The sequence below is a fragment of the Streptacidiphilus sp. BW17 genome, assembly GCF_041262485.1.
Lineage (GTDB): Bacteria > Actinomycetota > Actinomycetes > Streptomycetales > Streptomycetaceae > Streptacidiphilus.
In genome coordinates this window covers 396,013-418,779 of record NZ_JBGCCR010000002.1, presented here as the reverse complement: position 1 = coordinate 418,779, position 22,767 = coordinate 396,013, and the positions used below count along the sequence as shown (strand labels likewise).

Sequence of the window (22,767 nt, the reverse complement as noted above, 5' to 3'; positions counted from 1 at the left end):
AGCAATTGTTCCTTACTTGACGGAGCGGAGCACACCCGGAAGCACGGCCAGGAACGCGTCGACGTCACGCTCGGTGAGAATCAGCGGCGGCGCGAGCCGGATCGTGTCCGTTGTGGCGGCGTTGACCAGGAAGCCCGCCCGCTGCAGCGCCGCCTGCACCTCACCCGCCACCGGACGGGTCAGCACCACGCCGAGCAGCAGTCCCGCGCCACGGACGTGGTCGACCATCGGGTCGCCCAGCGCCTCGACGCCGGAGCGGAGCCGGTCCCCCACCTTGGCGACCTGGTCGAGCAGACCGTCGTACTCGATGGTGTCCAGCACCGCGTTGGCCGCCGCGCAGACGACCGGGTTGCCGGAGAAGGTGCTGCCGTGGTGGCCCGGCTGGAAGAGCTGCGCCGCCTCGCCGAAGGCCAGGGTCGCACCGATCGGCAGCCCGCCGCCGAGGCCCTTGGCGAGGGTGACCACGTCGGGGTCGACGCCCTCGAAGGCCTGGTAGGCGAACCAGTGGCCGCAGCGGCCGATGCCGGTCTGGATCTCGTCCAGGATCAGCAGCGTGCCGGTGGCCCGGGTGATCTCGCGGGCGGCGAGCAGGTAGTCGGCGGGCGGGACGACCACGCCGTTCTCGCCCTGGATCGGCTCCAGGAACACCGCCGCGGTCTCCTCCGTCACCGCCGCCCGCAGCGCGTCCACGTCCCCGAAGGGGACGTTGGTGACGTCCCCCGGCAGCGGGTGGAAGCCGTCCTGCTTCTTCGGCTGCGCGGTCAGCGAGAGCGCGCCCATGGTCCGGCCGTGGAAGGCGCCGGTCGCGGAGACCAGGTGGGTCCGGCCGGTGAGCCGGCTCAGCTTGAACGCGGCCTCGTTGGCCTCGGCGCCGGAGTTGGAGAAGTAGACCCGGGCGTCCTCGCGGCCGCTGAAGGCGACCAGCCGCTCGGCCAGCCGGACCGGCGGCTCGGCGACGAAGAGGTTCGAGACATGGCCCAGCGTGCCGATCTGCTGGGTGACCGCCGCGACGATCGCCGGATGCGCGTGGCCCAGGGAGTTGACCGCGATACCGCCGAGGAAGTCGGTGTAGCGCTTGCCGTCGGCATCCCAGACGTGCACGCCCTCACCGCGGACCAGCGGGACCCGCGGGGTGCCGAAGTTGTCCATCAGCGCGTGCTGCCAACGGGCGGTCAGTTCCTCGTTGCCCGTGCCGGTCATGCCAGTCCCCCATTGATGACGGTCTCGTCGGTGTCGATGGCATCCGGCGTGTCCGGAACGACCATGGTGCCGATGCCCTCGTCGGTGAAGATCTCCAGCAACAGGCTGTGCTGGACCCGGCCGTCCAGCACGCGCGCGGTGCCGACGCCCTCGCGGACGGCGCGCAGGCAGCCCTCCATCTTCGGCAGCATGCCGCTGGCCAGCGTCGGCAGCAGCTTCTCCAGCTCGCTCGCGCCGAGCAGGCTGATCACGTCGTCGGAGGCGGGCCAGTCGGCGTAGAGGCCTTCGACGTCGGTCAGCACGACCAGCATCTCCGCCTTGAGCGCGACCGCCATGGCGCTGGCGGCGGTGTCCGCGTTGACGTTGTAGACGTGGCCGTCCGCGCCGCGCGCCACCGAGGAGATGACCGGGATCCGGCCGTCGTCCAGCAGCGCCCTGACCGCGCCGATCTCGACATGGGCGATGTCGCCGACCAGGCCGATGTCGACCTGCTCGCCGTCCACGTCGGCGAAGCGCTTGACCGCGGTCATGGTGTGGGCGTCTTCGCCGGTCATGCCGACGGCGAAGGGGCCGTGCGTGTTGAGCAGCCCGACCAGCTCGCGCTGGACCTGTCCGGCCAGGACCATCCGGACCACGTCCATGGTCTCCGGCGTGGTCACCCGCAGCCCGGCGGTAAAGGTGGACTCCAGCCCCAGCTTGGCGAGTTGGGCGCTGATCTGCGGTCCGCCGCCGTGCACGACGACCGGGCGCAGCCCGGCGTAGCGGAGGAAGACGACGTCCTGGGCGAAGGCCGCCTTGAGCGAGTCGTCGACCATGGCGTTGCCGCCGAACTTGATCACGACGGTCTTGCCGTGGAAGCGCTCCAACCACGGCAACGCTTCCACGAGCGTCATCGCCTTGGGCAGCGCGGTGTTGTTGCGGGCCTGTTCGCCCTTGGGTGCGATCTGCACGACGGGTCCCGGTCCTCCGGTAGGCAGGGTCAGCTGGGGTCAGGGTCAGCTGGAGTAGGCGCTGTTCTCGTGGACGTACTCGGCGGTCAGGTCGTTGGTCCAGACGGTCGCGGCCTGGTCCCCGGCCTTGAGGTCGGCGGTGATGACCACCTCGCGGTCCTTCATGCTCACCAGCTCGCGGTCCTCGCCCACGCCGCCGTCGCGGCAGACCCAGACGCCGTTGATGGCGACGTCCAGTTGGTCCGGCTCGAAGGCGGCCGAGGTGGTGCCGATCGCGGAGAGCACCCGGCCCCAGTTCGGGTCCTCACCGTGGATCGCGCACTTGAGCAGGTTGTTGCGGGCGATGGAGCGTGCCACCTCGACGGCGTCGGCCTCGGTGGCGGCGTTCACGATGTCGATCCGGATGTCCTTGCTGGCGCCCTCGGCGTCGCCGATCAGCTGGCGGGCCAGGTCGGCGCTGACCTCGCGGACGGCGGCGGCGAACTCGTCGGCGTCGGGGACGATGCCGCTGGCGCCGGAGGCGAGCAGCAGCACGGTGTCGTTGGTGGACATGCAGCCGTCGGAGTCGACCCGGTCGAAGGTCTTCGCCGTCGCGCCGCGCAGCACCGCGTCCAGCTCCGGGGCCTCGACCAGCGCGTCGGTGGTGATCACGACGAGCATGGTGGCCAGGCCCGGGGCGAGCATGCCCGCGCCCTTGGCCATGCCGCCGACGGTCCAGCCGGTGCCGTGGGCGACGGCGGTCTTGTGGACGGTGTCGGTGGTCTTGATCGCGATCGCGGCCTGCTCGCCGCCGCCGTCGCTGAGCGCGGCAGCGGCCGTCTCCACGCCCGGAAGCAGCTTGTCCATCGGCAGCCGGACGCCGATCAGACCGGTCGACGCGACGGCGACCTCACCCGCGTTCAGGCCCAGCACCTCGGCGACCCTCTCGGCGGTGGCGTGGGTGTCCTGGAACCCCAGCGGGCCGGTACAGGCGTTGGCGCCACCGGAGTTGAGGATGACGGCGCTGATCGCGCCGCCCTTGACGACCTGCTCCGACCAGTACACCGGAGCGGCCTTGACCCGGTTGGAGGTGAAGACGCCTGCGGCGGCGAGCGACGGGCCGTCGTTGACGACGAGCGCGAGGTCCGGCGTTCCGGAGGCCTTGATCCCGGCGGTGACGCCCGCCGCGCGGAAACCGCGGGCCGCCGTGACGCCGATGCCTTCGTGGGTCACGGGGTTCTGGCTCACGGTGCGACTCCTGTCTGCGGAAGGCCGAGCTCCTCGGGCAGGCCGAGGGCGAGGTTCATGCTCTGGACGGCGCCGCCAGCGGTGCCCTTGACCAGGTTGTCGATGGCGGCGATCGCGATGATCCGGCCGACGCTCTCGTCGAGCGCGACCTGGACCAGCGCGTTGTTGGACCCGTGGACGGAGGCGGTGGCGGGCCACTGCCCCTCCGGGAGCAGGTGGACGAAGGGCTCCCCGTCGAACGCCTCGGCATAGGCGGCGCGGACCTGCGCGGCGGTGACACCGGGCTTGGCCTTGGCGCTGCAGGTGGCGAGGATGCCACGGGACATCGGCGCGAGGGTCGGGGTGAAGGAGACCGCGATGCGCTCTCCCGCGACGGCGGAGAGGTTCTGCGTCATCTCCGGCGTGTGCCGGTGGACGCCGCCGACGCCGTAGGGGCTCATCGACCCCATCACCTCGCTGCCGAGCAGGTGCGGCTTGGGCGCCTTGCCCGCGCCGGACGTGCCGGACGCGGCGACGACCACGGCCTCGGGCTCGGCGATCCCGGCGGCGTACGCGGGGAAGAGCGCGAGCGAGACGGAGGTGGGGTAGCAGCCGGGGACGGCGATCCGCTTGGTGCCCTCCAGCGCCTTGCGCCCGCCGGGCAGCTCCGGCAGGCCGTAGGGCCAGGTGCCGGCGTGCGGGGAACCGTAGAAGTTCTCCCAGTCCTCGGCGCTGTGCAGGCGGAAGTCCGCGCCGCAGTCGACGACCAGCACATCGGGACCGAGCTGCTCGGCCACGGCGGCGGACTGGCCGTGCGGCAGCCCGAGGAAGACGACGTCGTGCCCGGCGAGCGTCTCCGGCGTGGTCGGCTCCAGCACCCGGTCGGCCAACGGCCACAGATGCGGCTGCAGTTCGCCCAGCGTCGCCCCGGCGTTGGACCCGCCGGTCAGCGCGCCGATCTCGATCGCGGGATGAGCGAGCAACAGCCGCAGCACCTCACCCCCGGCGTACCCGCTCGCGCCGGCGACTGCCGCGCGGAATCTCGCCTGGGATGCCATCTGCGTGCCTCCTCGAACCCGAACAGCTTCCGTCGGGATAACTATACGGAGGATGGCACATTCATGCAATGAAGGGCATGGATATACATCGAGGCGGCCAAGTGCCGCCCGAAGGGCAGGCCCTACTGCTCGTCGTCCGGGGAGTAGCGGCGCAGCTTGCCGGTGTCGATCGTCCACTCCTCGACGGTGATGACGTCGCCGAACACATAGGGGACGTGGGCGTCGTAGACGGCCCGCCCGTTCTTGACCACCGGCTTCCAGTAATGGTGTGCCGTGCCGTCACGCGGGTCGATGATCACGTAATGCGGGATGCCCATCGCGGGGTAGTCACGCAACTTGCCCTTGTAGTCGTTGTCCGGGTTGTTCGGGGACACGATCTCGACCGCGAGCAGTATCTCCGCCGGGTCGAGAGCAGAGTCGGAGGTGTCGAAGGCAGCCTCTGGGACCACGATGACGTCCGGCCGGCGCAGCACACCCAGGTTCTCGTCCTCGATGTCGCCGAGTGTTGCCGCAACCAGCCCATCGCCCAACTGCCTCATGAGCTGTTGCTGGATACGGAGAGCATTCAGGTCATGACGCGGCGACGGGCTCATCATCATGAGGATCTGGCCGCGGCTGATCTCGGGCCAGGCGAAGTGGGGCGCGGGCGTCAGGGTGTCCCGGTGCTCGCGAAGATGCCGGTAGATCTCAGCCTGCGTCTCCATACCCCCGAGTCTATCGACAGTCACCGACAGTGCTCAGGCGTAAGCCGCGAGCGGGTCCCCGTCGCCGTAGGTGCGCAGGCGCAGGGTGCGGGCGTCGTGGTCGCGGATGGTCGCCGCGTCGCGGAGGAGGGCCTCCAGGTTGTCCTGGCCGAGGTGGAGGAAGCGTCCGTGGAGTGGGTCGAAGCGGCCGCGGGCGGCGTCGACGACCGTGCTGACCAGGTACGGGATGCTGCCCCAGTGCACCATGCCGTCGAACATCGGCATGCTCGCCGTCATCTCGGTGGCCACCGCGCCGGGCGAGATGTCCAGCACCGTCACGCCGTGCGGGCGCAGCGACTCCGCGATGTTGTCGCTGAGCCGCAGCAGGGCCGCCTTGGAGGTGGCGTACGCCGTGTAACGGCCGTCCGGGCGCAGCGCGAAACCGGAGTTGAGGTTGACCACCCGGCCCGCGCCGCGTGCGACCATCCCCGGCAGGACCGAGCGGAGCAGGTTGAACGGTCCGCGCAGGTTGGTCTCCATCACCTGCCACCACTGGGTCTGGTCCGCCTCCCAGAGCGGCACCTCGGCGCGGTCGACCTGGCCCGCGTTGTTGACCAGCAGGTCGATCCGGCCCAGGTCGCGCTGCATGCTGGTGATCGCGGACTTGACCTGCCCGGGGTGGGAGACGTCGGCGGCGAGTGCGATGCATTTCACGCCGTGGCGTGCGCAGAGCCGCAGCGTCTGGGTCAGGGTGTCCCGATGGCGTCCGAGCAGGCCGAGGTTCATGCCCTCCTCGGCGAGCCCGATCGCGATCTCCCGTCCGATGCCGCGTCCCGCACCGGTCACCAGCGCCGACTGGCCCTGAAGGCTGCGGAGCCCCATGGCGACTCCCTCCCGTCCATCCTGAAATCGGCTTGTTCGATCAGCCCATCCTGAGGCGGTCCCGGCGATACCGGCGGCGGACACGCGGAGGGGACAGGAGGTAACGTCGGGCCGTTGCGTGGATTGCACCGACGAACCGACTAACTGAGGAAGCCACGAGTGAGCGACATCGCGCGTGTAGGAGTGGTGGGCTGCGGCCTGATGGGGTCCGGGATCGCGGAGGTGTTCGCCCGCTCCGGCCTGGACGTCAAGGTCTCCGAGGCCAACGGTGAGGCGCTGGAGCTGGGCCGCACCCGGATCACCACCTCCTTCGACACCGCCGTCAAGCGCGGCAAGCTCACGCAGGAGGACCGCGACACCGCGCTGGCGCGGATCTCCTTCACCACCGACCTCGCCGAGTTCGCCGACCGCGACCTCACGATCGAGGCCGTCGCGGAGCGCGAGGACATCAAGATCGCCATCTTCGAGACCCTGGACCGGGTCGTCGAGCGCCGCGATGCGATCCTCGCCTCGAACACCTCGTCGATCCCGATCGTCAAGCTGGCCGCCTCGACCAGCCGCCCCGAGCAGGTCCTGGGCGTGCACTTCTTCAACCCCGCGCCGGTGCAGAAGCTGGTCGAGATCATCCCGACGCTGACCACCTCGGCCGAGACCGTGGCCCGCGCCGAGGCCTTCACCCGCGACATCCTCACCAAGGACCCGATCCGCGCCCGCGACCGCGCGGGCTTCGTGGTCAACGCGCTGCTGGTGCCCTACCTGCTGTCCGCCGTCCGCATGTTCGAGTCCGGCATCGCCACCGCCGAGGACATCGACAAGGGCATGGAGGCCGGCTGCGCCCACCCGATGGGCCCGCTCCGCCTGTGCGACCTGATCGGCCTGGACACCATCGTCTCCATCGCCGAGTCGATGTACGACGAATTCAAGGAGCCCCTGTACGCGGCCCCGCCGCTGCTCCAGCGCATGGTCGACGCGGGCCTGCTGGGCCGCAAGTCCGGCCGCGGCTTCTACCAGTACTGAGCGTGTACTCAGCTGCCCTCCCCGCCTCCTCGGCCTCGGCCGGCCGGGGAGGGCGTGCGGACGACGGAAACTGACGGAGTATCGTCGCTGCCATGGCTTCGACGATCCGGATCGTGACCCGCTCCTCCCCCATGGCCCTCGCCCAGGTCGAGCGGGTCCGCGCGCTGCTCCACCGGCAGCATCCGGGCCTGGAGACGCAGGTCGTTCCCGTCACCACCAGCGGCGACCGCTGGCAGGGCGCGCTGTCCCAGCTCGGCGGCAAGGGCGCGTTCACCAAGGAGGTCGACGCAGCACTGCTCTCCGGCGAGGCGGACCTGGCCGTCCACTGCCTCAAGGACATGCCCGGCGACCGGCCGCTGCCCGAGGGCACCACCGTGGCCGCCTACCTGGAACGCGACGACATCCGCGACGCCGTCGTCCACCCCCGGGGCCTCACCCTCGACGAACTGCCGCACGGCGCCAGGGTCGGCACCAGCTCGGTCCGCCGGATCGCCCAACTCGCCGACTCCCACCCGTGGCTGGACTGCGTGCCGATCCGCGGCAACGCCAACTCCCGTCTGGCCAAGCTGGACGCGGGCGAGTTCGACGCGCTGATCCTCGCCGTCTCCGGTCTGCACCGGATCGGCCTGGAGGAGCGCATCAGCCACATCCTCGACGTGGACGCCATGTGCCCGCCGATCGGCGCGGGCATCCTCGCCCTGCAGTGCCGCGACGACGACACCGACACCATCGACGCCATCGCGCCGCTGAACCACGTCCCGACCTGGCGCGAGGCCCACGCGGAGCGGATGATGCTGCACGCCCTCCAGGGCCACTGCAACTCCCCCATCGCGGGCTACGCCGCCTGCGCCGCCGACGGCAGCCTCTCGCTGCGCGCCAAGGTCTTCACCCCGGACGGCAAGAAGGTCGTCAACGCCCACGAGTGGGCGGGCGCGCTCACCCCGGACGAGCTGGGCATGGCCACCGCCCTCGCCCTGCTCCGCCAGGGCGCACGCGAGCTGATCGACCAGATCCCGCACTGAGCACTGAGCGCCGCTGCGCGGCCTCAGTCCCGCCAGGCGTAGCGCCGGCACGCACGACCGGCCGCCGGAAAACCGTTCGCTGAGCCAATCCCCCGTCCGTAGAGTCGATCTCGGCACCGCAGCAGCAGCCCGACACCGGGCGGCGCTTGCGGATGTCATGGCGTCGTACCCCAACGGCAGAGGGATCCGGTTCAGGACCGGAACAGTGTGCGTTCGAATCGCACCGACGCTACGCAAGGCGCTGTGGCCCAACGGTAGAGGCAGCGGTCTGAGGGACCGCACGGTGCAGGTTCGAATCCTGTCGGCGTCACGTTTCACGCGGCCGTCGAAGGGGCCCGGGAGCCGGACGCGCTCCCGGGCCCCAGGGCATCAGCCGCCGACACGGGCCCAGCACTGGACCATGGTGAACGACATGCCCCAACGCCCCGGATCGCCCAGCTCCTCGGTCGCGGCGGCGACGAGCGCGTCGAGCGTCCCCTCCTCGACCGAGGCGAGCAGCCCGGGCCGCAGCGACTCCGCGAGGTGGAGCGGTGACCGCAGGTACGGATGGCCCGGTTCGAGCGCCAGGACCTCGGTGCGTATCCGCGGGGTGAGGCCCTGCGCCCGGAACAGGGCCGGGAGTCGACGCCCCGCGTCCATGTCGCCGCCCGCTGCGGCGACGGCCTCGGTGATCAGGCCGACCAGCCGTTCCGCCGCCGGGGCCGGGGCGTTGAACCGCCAGGAGCAGGTGTCGGGCTCCTCCAGGACCAGCGCACCGCCCGGCGCCACCAGCGCCAGATGGCTGCGGAGTTGCTCCTCGGCGCGGCCGAGGGAGGCGAGCGTCAGCCGCGCGTGGACGAGGTCGAAGCCGTGCTGCTCCAGCTCCGAGGCGAACGGGTCGTCCACGATCAGGCGGACGTTGACCAGGCTCTCCTCCTCGACCAGGCCCGCCGCGTGCTCCAGCTTCCTCCGGTCGGCGTCGGCCCCGAGCACCGCGCCGGACTCGCCGGTCCAGTCGCTGAGCAGCCGTAGCCAGCCGAGGCTGCCGCAGCCCACGTCGAGGGCGCGCGTGCCGCGCCCGTCCCCCGCCAGCTCCAGCAGACGTCGTCCGGCGGGCTCCCACACGGTCGACTCCAGCCGGAGCCGCTCCAGCTCGGCGACTTCCTGACCTGTCATCAGACGGCTGTTCACTGACCCCCCTCAGCGTCGGGAACGGCCGCCGAAGCCGAGCCCCATCGCCAGCCCGAAGAGCAGCGCGAGCGCGAGCCCGGCGATGAACGCGTCCAGCGTGCTGACCGTGCCGAACGCGTGGTTGAGCACGGTGACGTGGTACGTGGGCCCACCGCCCCGGTTGTCCGCGATCAGCAGCCCGGCGAAGGCCGCAGCCGCGGCGGCAATGATCAGTCGTATCGCCTTCATGCGCGTGGCACCTCTCATCCCAGTCGGTCACACAGAAGCCGAGTGATCCACCATCAAGAGTGATGCCTGCGGGGCCGTGTGACCAGAGGTCGGCAGGACGCGGCCAACTGGGCAGGTCAGCGCACGTGCTGGAGCCAGGCGGGACGCCCGGCCAGGGTCTCGCGGCGCTTGGCCGCCTCGCGGTCGGCGAGCTCCTGCGGGGTGGCGAAGCAGCGCGGGATCCACTCGTCGGAGCGGGCCACGCGCGCGGCGAGTTGGGCGACGTAGGCCTCGCGCAGCCCATCCGGCGTCGCGAGACCGGCCTGGGACCCGGATTCGGGCTCCAGCCACGGATCCGGGACCTCGGCCAGCACCTCCCGCAGCAGCGCCTCCGTCACCAGCGGCGCGAGCGCGGTGTCGGCGGCGAGGACGTCGGGGCGGTAGCCGCCGAGCGCGTGCGCGGACAGGTCGTAGGCCTTGGCCACGGCGTCCTCGGCGGTCTCCCAGCGGTGGTGGAAGATCAGCGCCGCACCGTGGTCGATCAGCCAGAGGCGGCGGTGCCAGACCATCAGATTGGGGTTGCGGACGGTCCGGTCGACGTTCCCGACGAGCGCGTCGAACCAGACCACGCGACCCGCCTCCTCGGCGGAGATGTCGACCCCTTCCTGTCCGGGCCGGAAGTCCGTCGCACCGGGCAGGTAGTCGAGCCCCAGGTTCAGCCCCTCGCTGGCCCGGTGCAGGTCCTGCACCTCCTGGTCCGGCTCGGCGGCGGAGACCGCCGGGTCGAACCGCACCAGCACCAGCTCCGGCACCCGCAGCCCCAGCCTGCGGCCCAGCTCCCCCACGATCACCTCGGCGACCAGCGCCTTGCGTCCCTGGGCCGCGGCGTGAAACTTCACCACATAGGTGCCCAGGTCGTCGGTCTCGACGATCGCGGGCAGGGAGCCGCCCGCGCGCAGCGGCGCGACGTACCCGAGCGCCGTGACCTCGGCGAGCGCAGCGCGCCCGGCGGGCCCGGTCACCGTCCGCTCCCGGCTAGTGCGCCGAGCAGCGCGGAGAGCGTGGCCACCTCGGCGGTCGAGCAGCTCGGGGTGAACCAGTCGGAGGCGACCTCCTGCGCGCTCACCGTCATCTCGACGAGCAGCGCCCGCCCGGTCTCGGTCAGCGCGGCGTATGCGACGCGGGCGTCGCGGGGGTCCTTCTCGCGGTCCACCAGCCCGATCCGCTCCAGCGGCCCGAGGCCCCTGGTCACCCCGGACGCGGTCAGTCCCAGCGCCTCCGCGAGGTCCACGCGCCGCATCCGGGTGTTGGGCGCAGCGCCCAGGTGCAGCAGGATCTGGAAGTCGGAGTAGCTGATGCCGTGCCGGTTGGAGAGGACCGCGTCCAACCGCTTGGCCATGGCGGTGTGCGCGCGGGTGAAGCGCAGTGCGGTGTCGAGCGAGTCGGTGGCGGAGCGGGTGGACATACACCCACGCTAGCAGATACTTGAGCACTCAAGGATCAGTCCAGCAATCAACCTGTTCCGTGCTGACGATTGCCTCCGGCCGCGCTCGTGGTGTTGCCTTGGCTGAGGCCATGTCAGAAACCGGGGGCTGCGTTGGGCTCAGGCTTACGGGCATTGGCCCGCTGGACGACGGTCGTCGCGGTGGTGACGCTGTACGTGGCACTGCAGCTGGCGATCAACGCGGGTCTGGACCTCCAGGCCCGCGACCGCTTCCGCGAGGCCCCGGACCAGGCGGCGGCGTTCGTCGCGGCGCTGGACCACTACGCCGACGGGGACGCCTCGGCGCGCGCCGGGATCACGGCGGGCAGCGCCTGGTTCGCGAAGAACGCTCCCCCAGCGGGCGAGAGCCGACCCACGGTCGCCGCTGCCGCCGAGGAGGCCGAGGCCGGCAGGGTCGCACCGGCCCGCCAGCGGGTCGCCTCACTGTCGGCGCAGGTCGCCCACGATCAGGCCTCGCTCAGCCGACAGTTCACCTCCTCGGCCCTGGACGCACTGTGGTGGCTGGTGGCGGCCGAGGCCCTGCTTGCGCCCGCGCTGTGGCTGCGGCGTCGCCGCCGGGCGGGCGCGGCGGAGATGGCCAGGATCGTCAGCCGGTTCGCGCCGAACCATCCCTGGTGGCGGCGGCCGCTCTTCCTGACGGCGAACGGCTTCGGCAGCGGTCTCTTCGCGGCGGGCTTCTACGCCTACAGCGCGTTCACCCACCAGGGCGCCTCCCCTATGCCCGTGGTGGTGCAGATGCTCCTCCTCCCGCTCGGGCTGGGCTCGCTGGCCGCCGGATTCTTCCTGCTGCGCTACACCCGCCCGCGCGCAGCGAGGGACGCGGCACGGGCGCTGCTCTCCGACGGTCGACGTCCCGTGCTCTACCTGCGCAGCTTCAAGCCCGCCGACGAGGACATGGCCGAGGTCGACGACGTGGTGGCCGTCAACATCCACTCCCGTGAGGAGCAGCTCGCGGCGTCCCTGAGCGCCTTCGGCCCGGTGATCGCGGTGGGCGACCCCGAGGAATCGCTGCCGCGACTCGGCGCGGCCCGGTTCTACCTGCCGACCGACGACTGGAAGCCCGCGGTCAGACAGCTCATGGACCTGTCCCAACTCATCGTGCTGCACCTGGGTTTGGGCGACGGCCTGTGGTGGGAGGTCGAGCAGGCACGCTCCACCCAGCCCCCACGGAAGCTGATCCTGCTGGTGCCGAAGGACCGGGAGGACCTGGCCCCCCGGCTGGACGTGCTGCTGCCGACACCGACCCGACTCGACGAGGTGACCGCGGGGCAATCCTGGATCTCCGCAGTCGTCTCCTTCGACGCCGAATGGAATCCCCAGGTGCACCCGGTGCACCGCCCGCCATGGGAGTCGCCCCGGCGCAGCTGGCTGGCCCGCCTCCCCTCCCGTTCGAAGTCCGCCTTCCTGGCGACGATGACCACGTTCACCCCGGTCCACCTCGTGGCCCGCGCCGTGAAGGCCGCCCTCGCGTCGAACGGGATCCGCCGACGAGGCATGGTCGCCCGGGGCGACTACGCCGCACAGGCCGTGCTGTGGAAGGGCATCGAGCTGGTCACCGGGCTGGGCCTGCTGGTCTGGCTCGCGGTCCGGGTACTGCAGCTCTTCGGACTGTCCTAGCCACGATCGTGCAAAGAGCCACTAGTGGCTGTTCGTGTCATGACAGTGCCTCTACCATCCGAAGTCCTGCTCGGCGGCTTTCAGGGGGACGGATGGACAGCCCACGGTCTGGCACAGCACAGCCCGCGAACACCACGAATGCAACCGGCTCACAAAGGCCCCGGTCGGTGACCGGCTCCGCGCAGCTGGTGACGTTTCTGATCGCGCTGACGATCGTGCGCGAAATCGTGGTCCTGGCCGGGAACTGGCGCGACTACTTCCTGATCCACGACTACCTCGCGGGAACCGCGAGCGCCGCGGACCTCGAGTCCGCGAGCAACGACCTGCTCACCCAGCTGAGTTCGGAGTGGACCCTGCTGGTCTGGTTCGTGACCGGCGTGGTCTTCCTGGTCTGGCTGTGGCGCGCGCGGATCAACGCCGAGCTGCTACGCGGCGTCGAGTCACAGCACCGCTCCCGGCCCTGGGTCATCGGCGCCTGGATCACGCCGGTGGCCAACCTCTGGTACCCGTACCAGGTCCTCCGCGACATCTGGCGGGCCAGCGCTCCTAAGCGGCCCGCGCCCTCGCTGACCCTGGTTCAGTGGTGGTGGGCGTGCTTCCTGCTCGACGGCTTCCTCAAGCCGACCCAGTGGCGGCTCGCCCAGCAGGAGGCCTCCGAACACGACGCCCTGGTCAACGCGAACGTCGACACGGTACTCATGCTGCTCATCCTGGGGGCCGGCGTGTTCCTCGTCCTCGTCGTCAGGCGGATCACCGCCTGGCAGACCGCCGGCCTGGTCGACTGAAAACGGCCCGCCCCTCCCCCGCGAAACGGGTGGAGGGGCGGGCCTTTCCGCTGAGCCCGGCAGGTCAGCCGCGGAGCGTCGCTCCGACGCGCGCGCTCGCCTCGGCGACCGCCGACTCGCGGGCCGCGCTCGCCTCGTCCGCGGTGAGGGTGCGGTCCGACGCGCGGAAGCGCAGCGCGTACGCCAGGGACTTCCGGCCCTCGCCGACGCTCTCGCCCCGGTAGACGTCGAAGAGCCGCAGGCTCTCCAGCAGGTCGCCCGCCCCGGCGCGCAGCGCCGCCTCGACGTCGCCGGCCGGGACCGCGTCGTCCACGATCAGGGCCACGTCCTGGGTCGCCACCGGGAAGGTGGAGATCTTCGGACCCTCCGGCTTGACCGCGCCGTCCTCGACGAGCGCGTCGAGGTCCAGCTCCATCGCGCAGGTGCGCTCCGTCAGGTTCAGCGCCTTGATGACGCGCGGGTGCAGCTCGCCCGCGTGGCCGACCAGCCGATCGCCGGCATAAAGGGCGGCGCAGCGGCCCGGATGCCAGGGGGCGTGCTGGTCCTGACGGACCGTCAGCGGGACGCCGGCCGCGTCCGCGACGGTGCGCGCGGCCTCGACCGCGTCGACCCAGGTCCACGCCTCGGCCTTGCCCCACCAGCCCTGCGGGTCGCGGCTGCCCGCGAGCACCACACCGACCCGGTACGGCTGACGCGGCAGGGCGGCGTCCAGCTGCGCGATCTCGTCCTCGGTGGGACGGCGGTCGATCGGCAGACGCGGCGCGCTGTAGAGCGTGTCGGCGGTGCCGTCGACGCGGAAGATCCGACCGAGCTCGAACAGCGCCACGTCCGTCGTGCCACGGCCGACGTTGCGGTGCAGCGCACCCAGCAGGCCGGGCAGGATCGTCGTACGGAGCGAGGGCTCCTCGTGGGAGATCGGGTTGGCGATCTTCACCGTCTCGCGGCGCGGGTCGCCCGCCTCGATGCCGAGGTGGTCGAGGACCGCCTCGCCGATGAACGGGTAGTTCTGCACCTCGACGTGACCGGCCGCGGCCAGCGCCAGGCCGATCCGGCGGCGCAGCCGCTGAATCTCCGTCAGGCCGGTGCCCGCCGGGACGTTCGGCAGCGTGGAGGGCAGGTTCTCGTAGCCCTCCAGGCGGATGACCTCCTCCGCCAGGTCGTTCGGGTCGGTGAGGTCCGGACGCCAGCTCGGCGGGGTGACCGTCAGCACGTCCGAGCCGACGACCGTGCAGCCGACCTCCTGGAGGCGGCGGACGACGGTCTCGCGCCCGTACTCCTGGCCCGCGACGCGGTCCGGGTGGTCGGCGGCGATGGTGATCGCGTGGACCGGGTGCGGGGCGACGACGTCGGTGACGCCCGCCTCGGCGGTGCCGCCCGCGACCAGGACCAGCAGGTCCACGGCTCGCTGCGCGGCAGCCTTGGTGGCCTCCGGGTCGACGCCGCGCTCGAACCGCTTGGCGGCCTCGGAGGGCAGCTTGTGGCGACGGGCGCTGCGGGCGATGGAGACCGGCGCGAAGTGCGCGGCCTCGATGACGACCTCGGTGGTGCCGGTGGCCAGGCCCGTCTCCGGGTCCACGACCGGGTCGGCGATCTCGGTGCCCGCGCCGCCCATGACACCGGCGATGCCGATCGGGCCGCTGTTGTCCGTGATCAGCAGGTCCTCGGGGTCGAGGGTGCGCTCCACGCCGTCCAGCGTGCGCAGCTTCTCGCCCGGCGTCGCACGGCGGACCGTGATGCCGCCGTCGACGCGGTGCTTGTCGTACGCGTGCAGCGGCTGACCCAGCTCCAGCATCACGTAGTTGGTGATGTCGACGGCCAGCGAGATCGGGCGCATGCCCGCCTTCTGGACCCGGCGCTGCATCCAGATCGGCGACTTGGCCGCCGGGTCCAGGCCGATGACGCTGCGCGCGACGAAGCGGTCGCAAGCGGCCTGGTCCTCGACCGTGACCAGCGGGCCGTAGGAGTTGGCCGGCGGCACGTCGATCAGGGCCGGGTCGCGCAGTGGCAGGTCGTAGGCGATGGCGGTCTCCCGCGCCACGCCGCGGACCGAGAGGCAGTAGCCACGGTCCGCGGTGACGGCGATGTCCAGCACCTCGTCGACCAGCTCCAGCAGCTCGATCGCGTCGGTGCCGGGCTCGTACTCCGGCGGCAGCACGATGATGCCGTCGTGGTCGTCGCCCATGCCCAGCTCGCGGGCCGAGCAGATCATGCCCTCGGAGGTCTTGCCGTAGGTCTGACGCGCCGCGATCGGGAACGGACCGGGCAGCACCGCGCCCGGGAGCACGACGACGACCTTGTCGCCGACGGCGAAGTTCCGCGCGCCGCAGACGATGTTCTGCGGCTCACCGGTTCCGTTGGCGACGCCGACGTCCACCTGGCAGTAGCGGATCGGCTTCTTGAAGCCCGTGAGCTCCTCGATGGCCAGGACCTTGCCGACCACCAGCGGGCCCTTGAGGTCGCCGCCGAGCTGCTCGACGGACTCGACCTCCAGGCCGGCCCGGACCAGCTTGGCCTGGATGTCTCGGCCGGTCTCACCGGCAGGGAGGTCGACGTACTCCCGCAGCCAGGAAAGCGGGACGCGCATCAGATCTCCATCCCGAAGGGAAGGGTGAAACGGACGTCACCCTCGACGATGTCTCGCATGTCCTCGACGTTGTGCCGGAACATGAGCATGCGCTCGATGCCGAAGCCGAACGCGAAGCCGCTGTACTTGTTGGGGTCGATGCCGCAGGCGACCAGCACCCGCGGGTTGACCATGCCGCAGCCGCCGAGCTCGATCCATCCCTCGGAGGAGCAGGTCCGGCAGGGACGGTCCGGGTTGCCGACGGACTCGCCGCGGCAGACGAAGCAGACCATGTCCATCTCGGCGGACGGCTCGGTGAAGGGGAAGTAGTTCGGGCGCAGGCGGGTGGTGAGGCCCTCGCCGAACAGCGCCTGGACCATGTGGTCCAGGGTGCCCTTGAGGTCCGACATGGTCAGACCCTGGTCGACGGCCAGCAGCTCGACCTGGTTGAAGACGGGGGTGTGCGTCGCGTCCAGCTCGTCGCTGCGGAAGACGCGGCCCGGGCAGATCACGTAGACCGGCGGCTCGGCGGCGGCGAGGAGGGAGCGGATCTGCACGCCGGACGTGTGGGTCCGGAGGACGACGGAGTCGGCGTCCTTGAGGAAGAAGGTGTCCTGGGTGGACCGCGCCGGGTGGTCCGGGCCCATGTTCAGGGCGTCGAAGTTGAGCCACTCGGCCTCGACCTCGGGGCCCTCGGCGACGGAGTAGCCCATGGCCGTGAAGACGTCCATCAGCCGCTCGGCGAAGGTCGTCAGCGGGTGCCGACCACCGCGCGGGGCACGGTCGTAGGGCAGCGTGACGTCGACGGCCTCCTCGACGAGCACGCGCGCGTCGCGCTCGGCCTCCAGCGCGGTACGACGCTCGGCGAGGGCCTTGTTGACGGCGCCACGGGCCGCGCCGACGCGCTTGCCGGCGTCCGCCTTGGCGGCGGGCGGCAGGGCGCCGATCTCACGGTTGGCGAGCGCGAGCGGGGAACGGTCACCGGTGTGGGCGACCTTGGCCTCGTGCAGGGCGTCGAGATCGGTCGCAGCGGCGAAGGCAGCGATCGCCTCGTCGCGCAGGCGCTCGATCTCCTCCGGCTTCAAGGCCTCGACCTCCACCGGGTCGTACGACTTGTTGGGTGCGGACATCTCTCTCTTCCCGTTTACGGCGAAGCGGCCAATGGCCGAGTCTAGTGGGTTTGCCGACGTTCCCTTTTCCCGGGCCAGGGACGATGCACTATCCAGGGGCGCGAGGAACTGCGCGAGAAACCACTGATGAGCGGATGGCCCTGCGCGTTCGGTGCTCGACCTGCGTGGGTGGCGTGTCGCGCAGTTCCCCGCGCCCCTGTGGTGGCTTACGCCAGAACCTCGGGAATCCCGGGCGGCAGAATAAATCGGAAACTCGCCCCGCCCTCGGGCCCGCGGTCGACACGGATCGTTCCGCCGTGCGCTTCGACGATGCCCTTGACGATGTAAAGGCCCAGGCCCGTGCCGCCGCGCTTGCTGCCGCGCCAGAAGCGGGTGAAGACGCGCGGGATCGACTCCTCGGGAATGCCGGGTCCCTGGTCGCTCACCGTCACCGCCGTCCCTTCGCGCACGCGGCCCGAGGCTTCCTCGGACTTCGTCGGTTCCACCATGATGGTGACAGTGCCCTCACCGTGCCGCACGGCATTTTCCAGCAGGTTCCCCAGCACCTGGTCCAACTTGTCGGAGTCGGCCCACAACTGCGGCAGCGGCTCCGCGAGCCGCACCGCGAAACGTTCCTCCGGCACGCCCGCCGCGACGAGGCCGTCCACATGACGCCGCACCGCCACGTCCAGCCGGACCGGCTGCCGCCGCACTTCCAGGCGGCCGGAGTCGATCCGGGAGATGTCGAGCAGCTCGGCGATCAGCCGGGTGACCCGGTTGGCGTCGGCGTCGACCGTCTCCAGCATCAGCTTCTTCTGCGGTTCGGTGAACCGCTCCCACTTCTGCAGCAGGGTGGCCGTGAACCCCTTGACGCTGGTCAGCGGCGAGCGCAACTCGTGGGCGACGGTGGCGATCAGCTCCGCATGGCTGCGTTCCGTGCGCCGTCGCGCCTCCGTGCCGCGCAACGCGACCACGACGCGGCGGACCGGGCCGGTGCGGCCGCCGGCGCGGAGGTAGCGCGCGGAGACCAGGACCTCGCGTCCGCCGGGGCCGGGCAGCAGCAGATTGCGCTCGGGCTGGCTGGTGCGGATGGAGAGGCCGCCGTACGGATCGGTCAACTGCCACCAGCGGCGGCCCTCGAGGTCTTCGAGCGGGAGCGCCGCGGCCAGCGGACGGCCGAGGACGGTTTCACGACGCAGACCGGTGATCCTGGCGGCGGCGAGGTTGAAGACCACGACGACGCCGTTCTCGTCGGCGATCAGCAGACCGTCGGGCAGGTCCTCGGGATCGACGGAGTCGTCCGTGGGAACGTCGTCTTTGGGAACGCAGGCACCGCGCTGTTCCGGTATCGGACTCCCCATGGCCGCGCCTCCCCTCCAGACCCCGTACGCCGAGCCCCGCGATCGCGGCCCCGCGACCGCGATTACGACAGCACGGCCACCCTAGCGACATCCGCCCTACCCACGGCAGTCAGGAACGACACCCTCCGGGTGCACGCTGGGCGCGCGCCGAGGCGTAGAGGCAGACGGCGGCGGCCGTGGCCAGGTTGAGGCTCTCCGCATGCCCGTGGATCGGGACCCGGACGACCGCGTCTGCCAGCGCCCGGGTCTCCTCCGGCAGGCCCCAGGCCTCGTTGCCGAAGAGCCACGCGGTGGGCGCGCCGAGGGCGCCCTCGTCCAGTTCGGCGTCGAGGTCGCGGTCGCCCGCGCCGTCCGCCGCGACGACCCGGATCCCGGCCTCGCGCAGTCCGGCCACGGCCTCCTCCACGGGGACTCCGACGGCCACCGGCAGGTGGTAGAGGCTGCCGACGGAGGCGCGCACGGCCTTGGGGTTGTAGAGGTCGACCGAGGCGTCGGTCAGCACGACCGCGTCGGCGCCCGCGGCGTCCGCGGTGCGCAGGACGGTCCCGGCGTTGCCGGGGTCGCGGACGTTGGCGAGCAGCGCGACCAGGCGCGGCTTGGCGGCCAGCACCGAGGCGAAGGAGGCATCGACAAAGCGACAAACCGCCACGATCCCCTGGGGCGTGACGGTCTGGCAGACGGCCGCGATGACCTCGTCGGTCGCGGTCAGCACCGGCACCCGCTCGTCGCGGGCGCGGCCGATCAGGTCGGCGTGCCGCTCGGCGGCCTCGAAGGTGGTGTAGATCTCGACGACCGAGTGGCTGCCGTCGGGCAGCGTCCCGAAGTCGACCGCCTCGCGCACGGCCTGCGGCCCCTCGGCGATGAATCGCCGCTCCTTGCCGCGCTGGGCACGCCGGGAGAGCCGCCGGGCGGCGTTGACCCGGGGCGAGCGCAGCGAGGTGAGCTCGGGCTGGGACTGCGAGTACGGCAGGGACATCGCGGTGATCACTCCACAGAAGACGGTCGCGCCGGGGGCGAGGGCCTGTTTGAGAACTCGCGGCGGCGCGGGCCCGGCGAGAGTTCTCAAACAGGCTCCGCCACCGCCGCAGCCACAGAACGGGCCCGCAGGGGATTACCCCCTGCGGGCCCACAGCACTACAGACGTGCGATGCCTGTCACTCAGGCGGCGTCAGCGGCGACCTTCGGCGCGTTGACGTCGGCCGGCAGGGCCTTGCGAGCGGCCTCGACGAGCGCCTCGAACGCGGCGATGTCGTTGACGGCGAGCTCGGCCAGCATCTTGCGGTCGATCTCGATGTTGGCAGCCTTCAGGCCCTGGATCAGGCGGTTGTAGGTCATGCCGTTCGCGCGGGCAGCGGCGTTGATGCGCTGGATCCACAGCTGACGGAAGTCGCCCTTGCGCTTCTTCCGGTCGTTGTAGTTGTAGACGAACGAGTGGGTGACCTGCTCCTTCGCCTTGCGGTACAGGCGCGAGCGCTGGCCGCGGTAACCGCTGGCCAGCTCGAGGACGACCCGGCGCTTCTTGTGGGCGTTGACTGCCCGCTTGACGCGTGCCACGTTTTACTCCTTCAAAGGGACCGCGGTCGTGTCACACGGTCCGGTTACTGATGTGGTCGAAAGGATCGGCGTGCCCTGATCGGGCAGCGATCACTTGCCGAGAAGCTTCTTGATCTTCTTCGCGTCGGCGGGAGCCACCTCGACGGTGCCGGCCAGGCGGCGCGTCAGGGTGGACGACTTGTGCTCGAGCAGGTGGCGGCGACCGGCGCGCTGGCGCAGCACCTTGCCGGAGCCGGTGAGCTTGAAGCGCTTGCTGGCACCGGAGTGCGTCTTGTTCTTCGGCATGTCGCCGTACTCTCCTCGTCGGTCCGCTCCCGCCCGCGACCGCCTCACGGCGGGACGAGCGGGAGCGCTTCGTGATTACTGGGGCCCTCGGGCGGGTGCCCGGGGGCCGGTGCGGTCGGGGCGCACCGGCGTCAGCCGGCCGCGGCCTCCGAACCAGCCTCGGTCGAGACCTCTTCGACGGCGTCAGCCTGCGGCTGCTCCTCCGCCTCGACGACCTCGACGATCTCGTCGACCTCGCCTGCCTCGTCGACCTCGTCGGTCGCGGTGCGACCGGTGCGTCCGCCCAACGCCGCCTTGCGGGCGGCCTGGGCCTCGCGGGCCTCGGCCATGGCTTCGGTCTTCTTCTTGTGCGGACCGAGGACCATGATCATGTTGCGGCCGTCCTGCTTCGGGTTCGACTCGACGAACCCGAGGTCCTGGACGTCCTCCGCGAGACGCTGCAGCAGTCGGAAGCCCAGCTCGGGGCGGGACTGCTCACGGCCACGGAACATGATCGTGATCTTGACCTTGTCGCCCTGCTTGAGGAACCGAACGACGTGACCCTTCTTGGTGTCATAGTCGTGCGGGTCGATCTTCGGCCGGAGCTTCATTTCCTTGATGACCGTGTGCGCCTGGTTCTTGCGCGCCTCACGGGCCTTCATGGCGGACTCGTACTTGAACTTGCCGTAGTCCATGAGCTTGCACACGGGCGGACGCGCGGTCGCGGCAACCTCGACCAGGTCGAGGTCGTATTCCTGCGCGAGCTCGAGGGCCTTGGCAAGCGGAACGATGCCGACCTGCTCGCCGCTGGGACCAACGAGTCGCACCTCGGGGACGCGAATCCGGTCGTTGATGCGGGGCTCGGTGCTGATGGATCCTCCTCGGTTGCATTCCGCGCCTGCCGGGTGGCAGTCGCGACAGCTGGCTTGGTACCGCCACGCAGAGCTTCATTCGCATCCGCGGTGTCGAAACTGCACCGCGGGCACGAAAAAAGCCCCGCATGACGCGCAGGCGGGGCTCCGAGGTACAACGAACGAACGCGCACCGCTGGTGGCACGCCATCAATGGCATGCCGGCGCGGAACGCCACGTCGGACCGTTGACCCGACGACCCGGAGGTCGATGCGGGTGGGAGCCTTGGAGCCTCCACTTGCGGGCCGGGACTGCTGAAGCCGTAATGGCAGAGCGGTACCTGGCCGGTCTCAGTCTGCAAGCATAGCAGCGTCCGCCGGTACCGCAGAATTCCCGCTCTCGCGGGTGATTCCGGCACACTGCGGGTGAGACACCGACCAGCGTAGACGAAGTGAGACCTGAGCCATGAGCGGCGAGACTCCCGAATTCGACGACCTGACCCGTGACATCGCGGACGTCCCTGCCGTGGAGGTCATCACGACCGTCGCGGTCCACCTGATGAGCGCGGCGGCGGTCAACCTGGGCCTGGCGGAGGGCGGCGAGGGCCACAAGGACCTCGACGAGGCCCGGAAGCTGATCACCGCACTGGCCGGGCTGGTGACGGCGGGGGCGCCGGAGATCAGCAACTTCCATGCTGCGCCGCTGCGCGACGGCCTGAAGTCGCTCCAGCTGGCCTTCCGCGAGGCCTCTCTCGTCCCGGACGCCCCGGGCACGGGTCCGGGCGAGAAGTTCACGGGTCCCGTGTACAGCTGAGACACGCCTTTCGACACGGGGGACGTCGCAGTACCCGGGGGCGCGGGGAACTGCGCGAGAACCACTGATATGCGGATGGCCCTGAACGTTCGGGGCCCTGCCTCACCGGGTGGCTTGTCGCGCAGTTCCCCGCGCCCCTGCTGGTGCGACTACCTGCGGGAGCGAACCGTCAGCGTTCGTACAGCGGAGCCTTCGGCTCCGAGGGGCTCGGGGCGATGACGGCGAGGTCGAGGCCGCGGTCCAGGCGGATGCGCAACAGCTGACTGTCCGCCAGGTCCCCCGCCACCGCCTGGAACGCTTCCGCGGGAGCGCCCGGCTCGGCGATGAGGACGAGTTGGGCGTCGGTCTGCTCGCTTGCGAGCAGGTGCGCGCGCAACACGGCCGGGTGCTTGGCCAGAAGCGCGCGCAGTGCGTCCGCGATCTCCGGATCGTCCAACGGACGACGATGCGCGCGGCCCTCGGCGACAGCCCGCAGCGCCGCTCCGGACAGCTCGTAGGGGACCGGCCCGGCCAGGTCGATCAGCAGGGCCTCCGCCTGCTCACTCCACGCTGCCTGGACGGCCTGCGCCGCGGGCACCGGCGCCGGGCGGGCGTCGGCGCGCCAGCGGGCGAGGGCGTCGAGGGAGGTGAAGGCCGGCAGGCCCTTGCGTCCGTCGGGGGCTTGGAGGGTGGGGACGGCCATGTCGCTGGTCTTCTCGTGGCGGTGACCGTGCTCGTCCGTCTCGACCTCGCCGAGGATCGCGACGATCGGCACCATCAGCCGGGCCTTCGCGAGCAGGGCGAGGACCCGCGTCTCCGCCTCAGGGCCGGAGTCCGCCGCGTACGCGGCGAACGCCGCTGCCAGCTCGGGGTCTGCTGAACCGTCGTCACCCGCGAACCCCGGGTCAGGGATGTTCTTGCGCTCCACCCCGCGAGCGTAGTCCAGTCCGCCGCCAGCGGAATCCCAGGCCC

23 protein-coding genes and 2 tRNA genes are annotated in these 22,767 nt (G+C 71.1%); 7 read left to right on the top strand and 18 right to left on the bottom strand.

Annotated features, from left to right (window positions below; translation table 11 throughout):
* Nucleotides 1–12: 12 nt before the first annotated feature.
* From ABH940_RS04010 to ABH940_RS03985, 6 genes are all read right to left on the bottom strand, one after another.
* Entirely contained in the window at nt 13–1,200 is a 1,188-nt protein-coding gene (locus ABH940_RS04010) for an acetylornithine transaminase (protein ID WP_370072770.1), read from the bottom strand.
* A complete protein-coding gene (gene argB, locus ABH940_RS04005; RefSeq protein WP_370072791.1) occupies nt 1,197–2,093 on the bottom strand; it encodes an acetylglutamate kinase in 897 nt (298 codons plus the stop codon). The genes ABH940_RS04010 and argB overlap by 4 nt, the downstream gene beginning before the upstream one ends.
* Before the next feature lie 102 nt (nt 2,094–2,195).
* Nucleotides 2,196–3,347 carry a bifunctional glutamate N-acetyltransferase/amino-acid acetyltransferase ArgJ gene (argJ, locus tag ABH940_RS04000; protein ID WP_370104294.1) on the bottom strand — a complete coding sequence of 384 codons (1,152 nt, stop codon included), beginning with the start codon at nt 3,345–3,347 and terminating at the stop codon, nt 2,196–2,198.
* A gap of 26 nt (nt 3,348–3,373) precedes the next feature.
* Nucleotides 3,374–4,414, bottom strand: a complete 1,041-nt coding sequence (gene argC, locus ABH940_RS03995; RefSeq protein WP_370072771.1) for an N-acetyl-gamma-glutamyl-phosphate reductase — start codon at nt 4,412–4,414, stop codon at nt 3,374–3,376.
* 122 nt (nt 4,415–4,536) lie between these two features.
* Entirely contained in the window at nt 4,537–5,118 is a 582-nt protein-coding gene (locus ABH940_RS03990; RefSeq protein ID WP_370104263.1) for a Uma2 family endonuclease, read from the bottom strand.
* A gap of 33 nt (nt 5,119–5,151) precedes the next feature.
* Nucleotides 5,152–5,979, bottom strand: a complete 828-nt coding sequence (locus ABH940_RS03985) for an SDR family NAD(P)-dependent oxidoreductase (RefSeq protein ID WP_370104261.1) — start codon at nt 5,977–5,979, stop codon at nt 5,152–5,154.
* 159 nt (nt 5,980–6,138) lie between these two features.
* Between ABH940_RS03985 and ABH940_RS03980 the strand changes: the two genes are divergently transcribed.
* The 4 genes from ABH940_RS03980 to ABH940_RS03965 all read left to right on the top strand — a co-directional run bounded on the left by ABH940_RS03980 (nt 6,139) and on the right by ABH940_RS03965 (nt 8,328).
* Entirely contained in the window at nt 6,139–6,996 is an 858-nt protein-coding gene (locus ABH940_RS03980) for a 3-hydroxybutyryl-CoA dehydrogenase (RefSeq protein ID WP_370072774.1), read from the top strand.
* 92 nt (nt 6,997–7,088) lie between these two features.
* Nucleotides 7,089–8,018, top strand: coding sequence for a hydroxymethylbilane synthase (hemC, locus tag ABH940_RS03975; RefSeq protein WP_370072775.1), 930 nt, complete (start codon nt 7,089–7,091; stop codon nt 8,016–8,018).
* 159 nt (nt 8,019–8,177) lie between these two features.
* Nucleotides 8,178–8,250: transfer RNA gene (locus tag ABH940_RS03970), tRNA-Leu, on the top strand.
* Nucleotides 8,251–8,255: 5 nt separating this feature from the next.
* Nucleotides 8,256–8,328 (top strand) — tRNA-Leu (locus ABH940_RS03965).
* Nucleotides 8,329–8,387: 59 nt separating this feature from the next.
* Here ABH940_RS03965 and ABH940_RS03960 read toward each other — a convergent pair.
* The 4 genes from ABH940_RS03960 to ABH940_RS03945 form a co-directional block, all read right to left on the bottom strand.
* Nucleotides 8,388–9,173, bottom strand: a complete 786-nt coding sequence (locus ABH940_RS03960) for a class I SAM-dependent methyltransferase (RefSeq protein ID WP_370104259.1) — start codon at nt 9,171–9,173, stop codon at nt 8,388–8,390.
* Nucleotides 9,174–9,197: 24 nt separating this feature from the next.
* Nucleotides 9,198–9,416: a hypothetical protein gene (locus tag ABH940_RS03955; RefSeq protein WP_370072777.1), complete on the bottom strand. Its 219-nt coding sequence runs from the start codon at nt 9,414–9,416 to the stop codon at nt 9,198–9,200.
* Between the two features lie 116 nt (nt 9,417–9,532).
* Nucleotides 9,533–10,417 carry a HipA family kinase gene (locus ABH940_RS03950; RefSeq protein ID WP_370072778.1) on the bottom strand — a complete coding sequence of 295 codons (885 nt, stop codon included), beginning with the start codon at nt 10,415–10,417 and terminating at the stop codon, nt 9,533–9,535.
* Nucleotides 10,414–10,860 (bottom strand): MarR family winged helix-turn-helix transcriptional regulator, encoded by a 447-nt coding sequence (locus tag ABH940_RS03945; RefSeq protein WP_370072779.1) that lies wholly within the window; start codon nt 10,858–10,860, stop codon nt 10,414–10,416. The genes ABH940_RS03950 and ABH940_RS03945 overlap by 4 nt, the downstream gene beginning before the upstream one ends.
* A 153-nt stretch (nt 10,861–11,013) precedes the next feature.
* Between ABH940_RS03945 and ABH940_RS03940 the strand changes: the two genes are divergently transcribed.
* The gene (locus ABH940_RS03940; protein ID WP_370104257.1) at nt 11,014–12,516 is read left to right on the top strand and encodes a transferase; all 1,503 of its coding nucleotides are present in this window, start codon (nt 11,014–11,016) and stop codon (nt 12,514–12,516) included.
* A 167-nt stretch (nt 12,517–12,683) separates the two neighbouring features.
* A complete protein-coding gene (locus ABH940_RS03935) occupies nt 12,684–13,301 on the top strand; it encodes a DUF4328 domain-containing protein (RefSeq protein WP_370104255.1) in 618 nt (205 codons plus the stop codon).
* Between the two features lie 64 nt (nt 13,302–13,365).
* Here the strand turns inward: ABH940_RS03935 and pheT are convergent, their stop codons facing one another.
* The 7 genes from pheT to infC all read right to left on the bottom strand — a co-directional run bounded on the left by pheT (nt 13,366) and on the right by infC (nt 21,024).
* A complete protein-coding gene (pheT, locus tag ABH940_RS03930) occupies nt 13,366–15,885 on the bottom strand; it encodes a phenylalanine--tRNA ligase subunit beta (protein ID WP_370072782.1) in 2,520 nt (839 codons plus the stop codon).
* A complete protein-coding gene (gene pheS / locus ABH940_RS03925; RefSeq protein WP_370072783.1) occupies nt 15,885–16,994 on the bottom strand; it encodes a phenylalanine--tRNA ligase subunit alpha in 1,110 nt (369 codons plus the stop codon). Before pheS ends, pheT begins: the two co-directional genes overlap by 1 nt.
* 206 nt (nt 16,995–17,200) lie before the next feature.
* Nucleotides 17,201–18,334 (bottom strand): ATP-binding protein, encoded by a 1,134-nt coding sequence (locus tag ABH940_RS03920; RefSeq protein WP_370072784.1) that lies wholly within the window; start codon nt 18,332–18,334, stop codon nt 17,201–17,203.
* Nucleotides 18,335–18,443: 109 nt separating this feature from the next.
* The gene (locus tag ABH940_RS03915; RefSeq protein WP_370072785.1) at nt 18,444–19,310 is read right to left on the bottom strand and encodes a TrmH family RNA methyltransferase; all 867 of its coding nucleotides are present in this window, start codon (nt 19,308–19,310) and stop codon (nt 18,444–18,446) included.
* Between the two features lie 182 nt (nt 19,311–19,492).
* Complete coding sequence (gene rplT / locus ABH940_RS03910; protein WP_370072786.1) at nt 19,493–19,888, bottom strand: 50S ribosomal protein L20; 396 nt, start codon at nt 19,886–19,888, stop codon at nt 19,493–19,495.
* Between the two features lie 90 nt (nt 19,889–19,978).
* Nucleotides 19,979–20,173: a 50S ribosomal protein L35 gene (gene rpmI / locus ABH940_RS03905; RefSeq protein ID WP_370072787.1), complete on the bottom strand. Its 195-nt coding sequence runs from the start codon at nt 20,171–20,173 to the stop codon at nt 19,979–19,981.
* A 131-nt stretch (nt 20,174–20,304) separates the two neighbouring features.
* Nucleotides 20,305–21,024: a translation initiation factor IF-3 gene (gene infC, locus ABH940_RS03900; RefSeq protein ID WP_370072793.1), complete on the bottom strand. Its 720-nt coding sequence runs from the start codon at nt 21,022–21,024 to the stop codon at nt 20,305–20,307.
* A gap of 444 nt (nt 21,025–21,468) precedes the next feature.
* On the opposite strand from infC, the gene ABH940_RS03895 reads away from it, so the two are divergent.
* Nucleotides 21,469–21,816 (top strand): DUF1844 domain-containing protein, encoded by a 348-nt coding sequence (locus tag ABH940_RS03895; RefSeq protein ID WP_196193755.1) that lies wholly within the window; start codon nt 21,469–21,471, stop codon nt 21,814–21,816.
* Nucleotides 21,817–21,985: 169 nt separating this feature from the next.
* Here ABH940_RS03895 and ABH940_RS03890 read toward each other — a convergent pair whose 3' ends face one another.
* Entirely contained in the window at nt 21,986–22,723 is a 738-nt protein-coding gene (locus ABH940_RS03890) for an SseB family protein (RefSeq protein WP_370104253.1), read from the bottom strand.
* Nucleotides 22,724–22,767: the final 44 nt, after the last annotated feature.

Bases quoted from the DNA above. Each gene is read 5' to 3' on its own strand.
- ABH940_RS04010 (WP_370072770.1), bottom strand. From the start codon at position 1,200: ATGACCGGCACGGGCAACGAGGAACTGACCGCCCGTTGGCAGCACGCG.
- argB (WP_370072791.1), bottom strand. From the start codon at position 2,093: ATGACGCTCGTGGAAGCGTTGCCGTGGTTGGAGCGCTTCCACGGCAAG.
- argC (WP_370072771.1), bottom strand. From the start codon at position 4,414: ATGGCATCCCAGGCGAGATTCCGCGCGGCAGTCGCCGGCGCGAGCGGG.
- ABH940_RS03990 (WP_370104263.1), bottom strand. From the start codon at position 5,118: ATGGAGACGCAGGCTGAGATCTACCGGCATCTTCGCGAGCACCGGGAC.
- ABH940_RS03985 (WP_370104261.1), bottom strand. From the start codon at position 5,979: ATGGGGCTCCGCAGCCTTCAGGGCCAGTCGGCGCTGGTGACCGGTGCG.
- hemC (WP_370072775.1), top strand. From the start codon at position 7,089: ATGGCTTCGACGATCCGGATCGTGACCCGCTCCTCCCCCATGGCCCTC.
- ABH940_RS03960 (WP_370104259.1), bottom strand. From the start codon at position 9,173: ATGACAGGTCAGGAAGTCGCCGAGCTGGAGCGGCTCCGGCTGGAGTCG.
- ABH940_RS03955 (WP_370072777.1), bottom strand. From the start codon at position 9,416: ATGAAGGCGATACGACTGATCATTGCCGCCGCGGCTGCGGCCTTCGCC.
- ABH940_RS03945 (WP_370072779.1), bottom strand. From the start codon at position 10,860: ATGTCCACCCGCTCCGCCACCGACTCGCTCGACACCGCACTGCGCTTC.
- pheT (WP_370072782.1), bottom strand. From the start codon at position 15,885: ATGCGCGTCCCGCTTTCCTGGCTGCGGGAGTACGTCGACCTCCCTGCC.
- pheS (WP_370072783.1), bottom strand. From the start codon at position 16,994: ATGTCCGCACCCAACAAGTCGTACGACCCGGTGGAGGTCGAGGCCTTG.
- ABH940_RS03920 (WP_370072784.1), bottom strand. From the start codon at position 18,334: ATGGGGAGTCCGATACCGGAACAGCGCGGTGCCTGCGTTCCCAAAGAC.
- ABH940_RS03915 (WP_370072785.1), bottom strand. From the start codon at position 19,310: ATGTCCCTGCCGTACTCGCAGTCCCAGCCCGAGCTCACCTCGCTGCGC.
- rpmI (WP_370072787.1), bottom strand. From the start codon at position 20,173: ATGCCGAAGAACAAGACGCACTCCGGTGCCAGCAAGCGCTTCAAGCTC.
- ABH940_RS03895 (WP_196193755.1), top strand. From the start codon at position 21,469: ATGAGCGGCGAGACTCCCGAATTCGACGACCTGACCCGTGACATCGCG.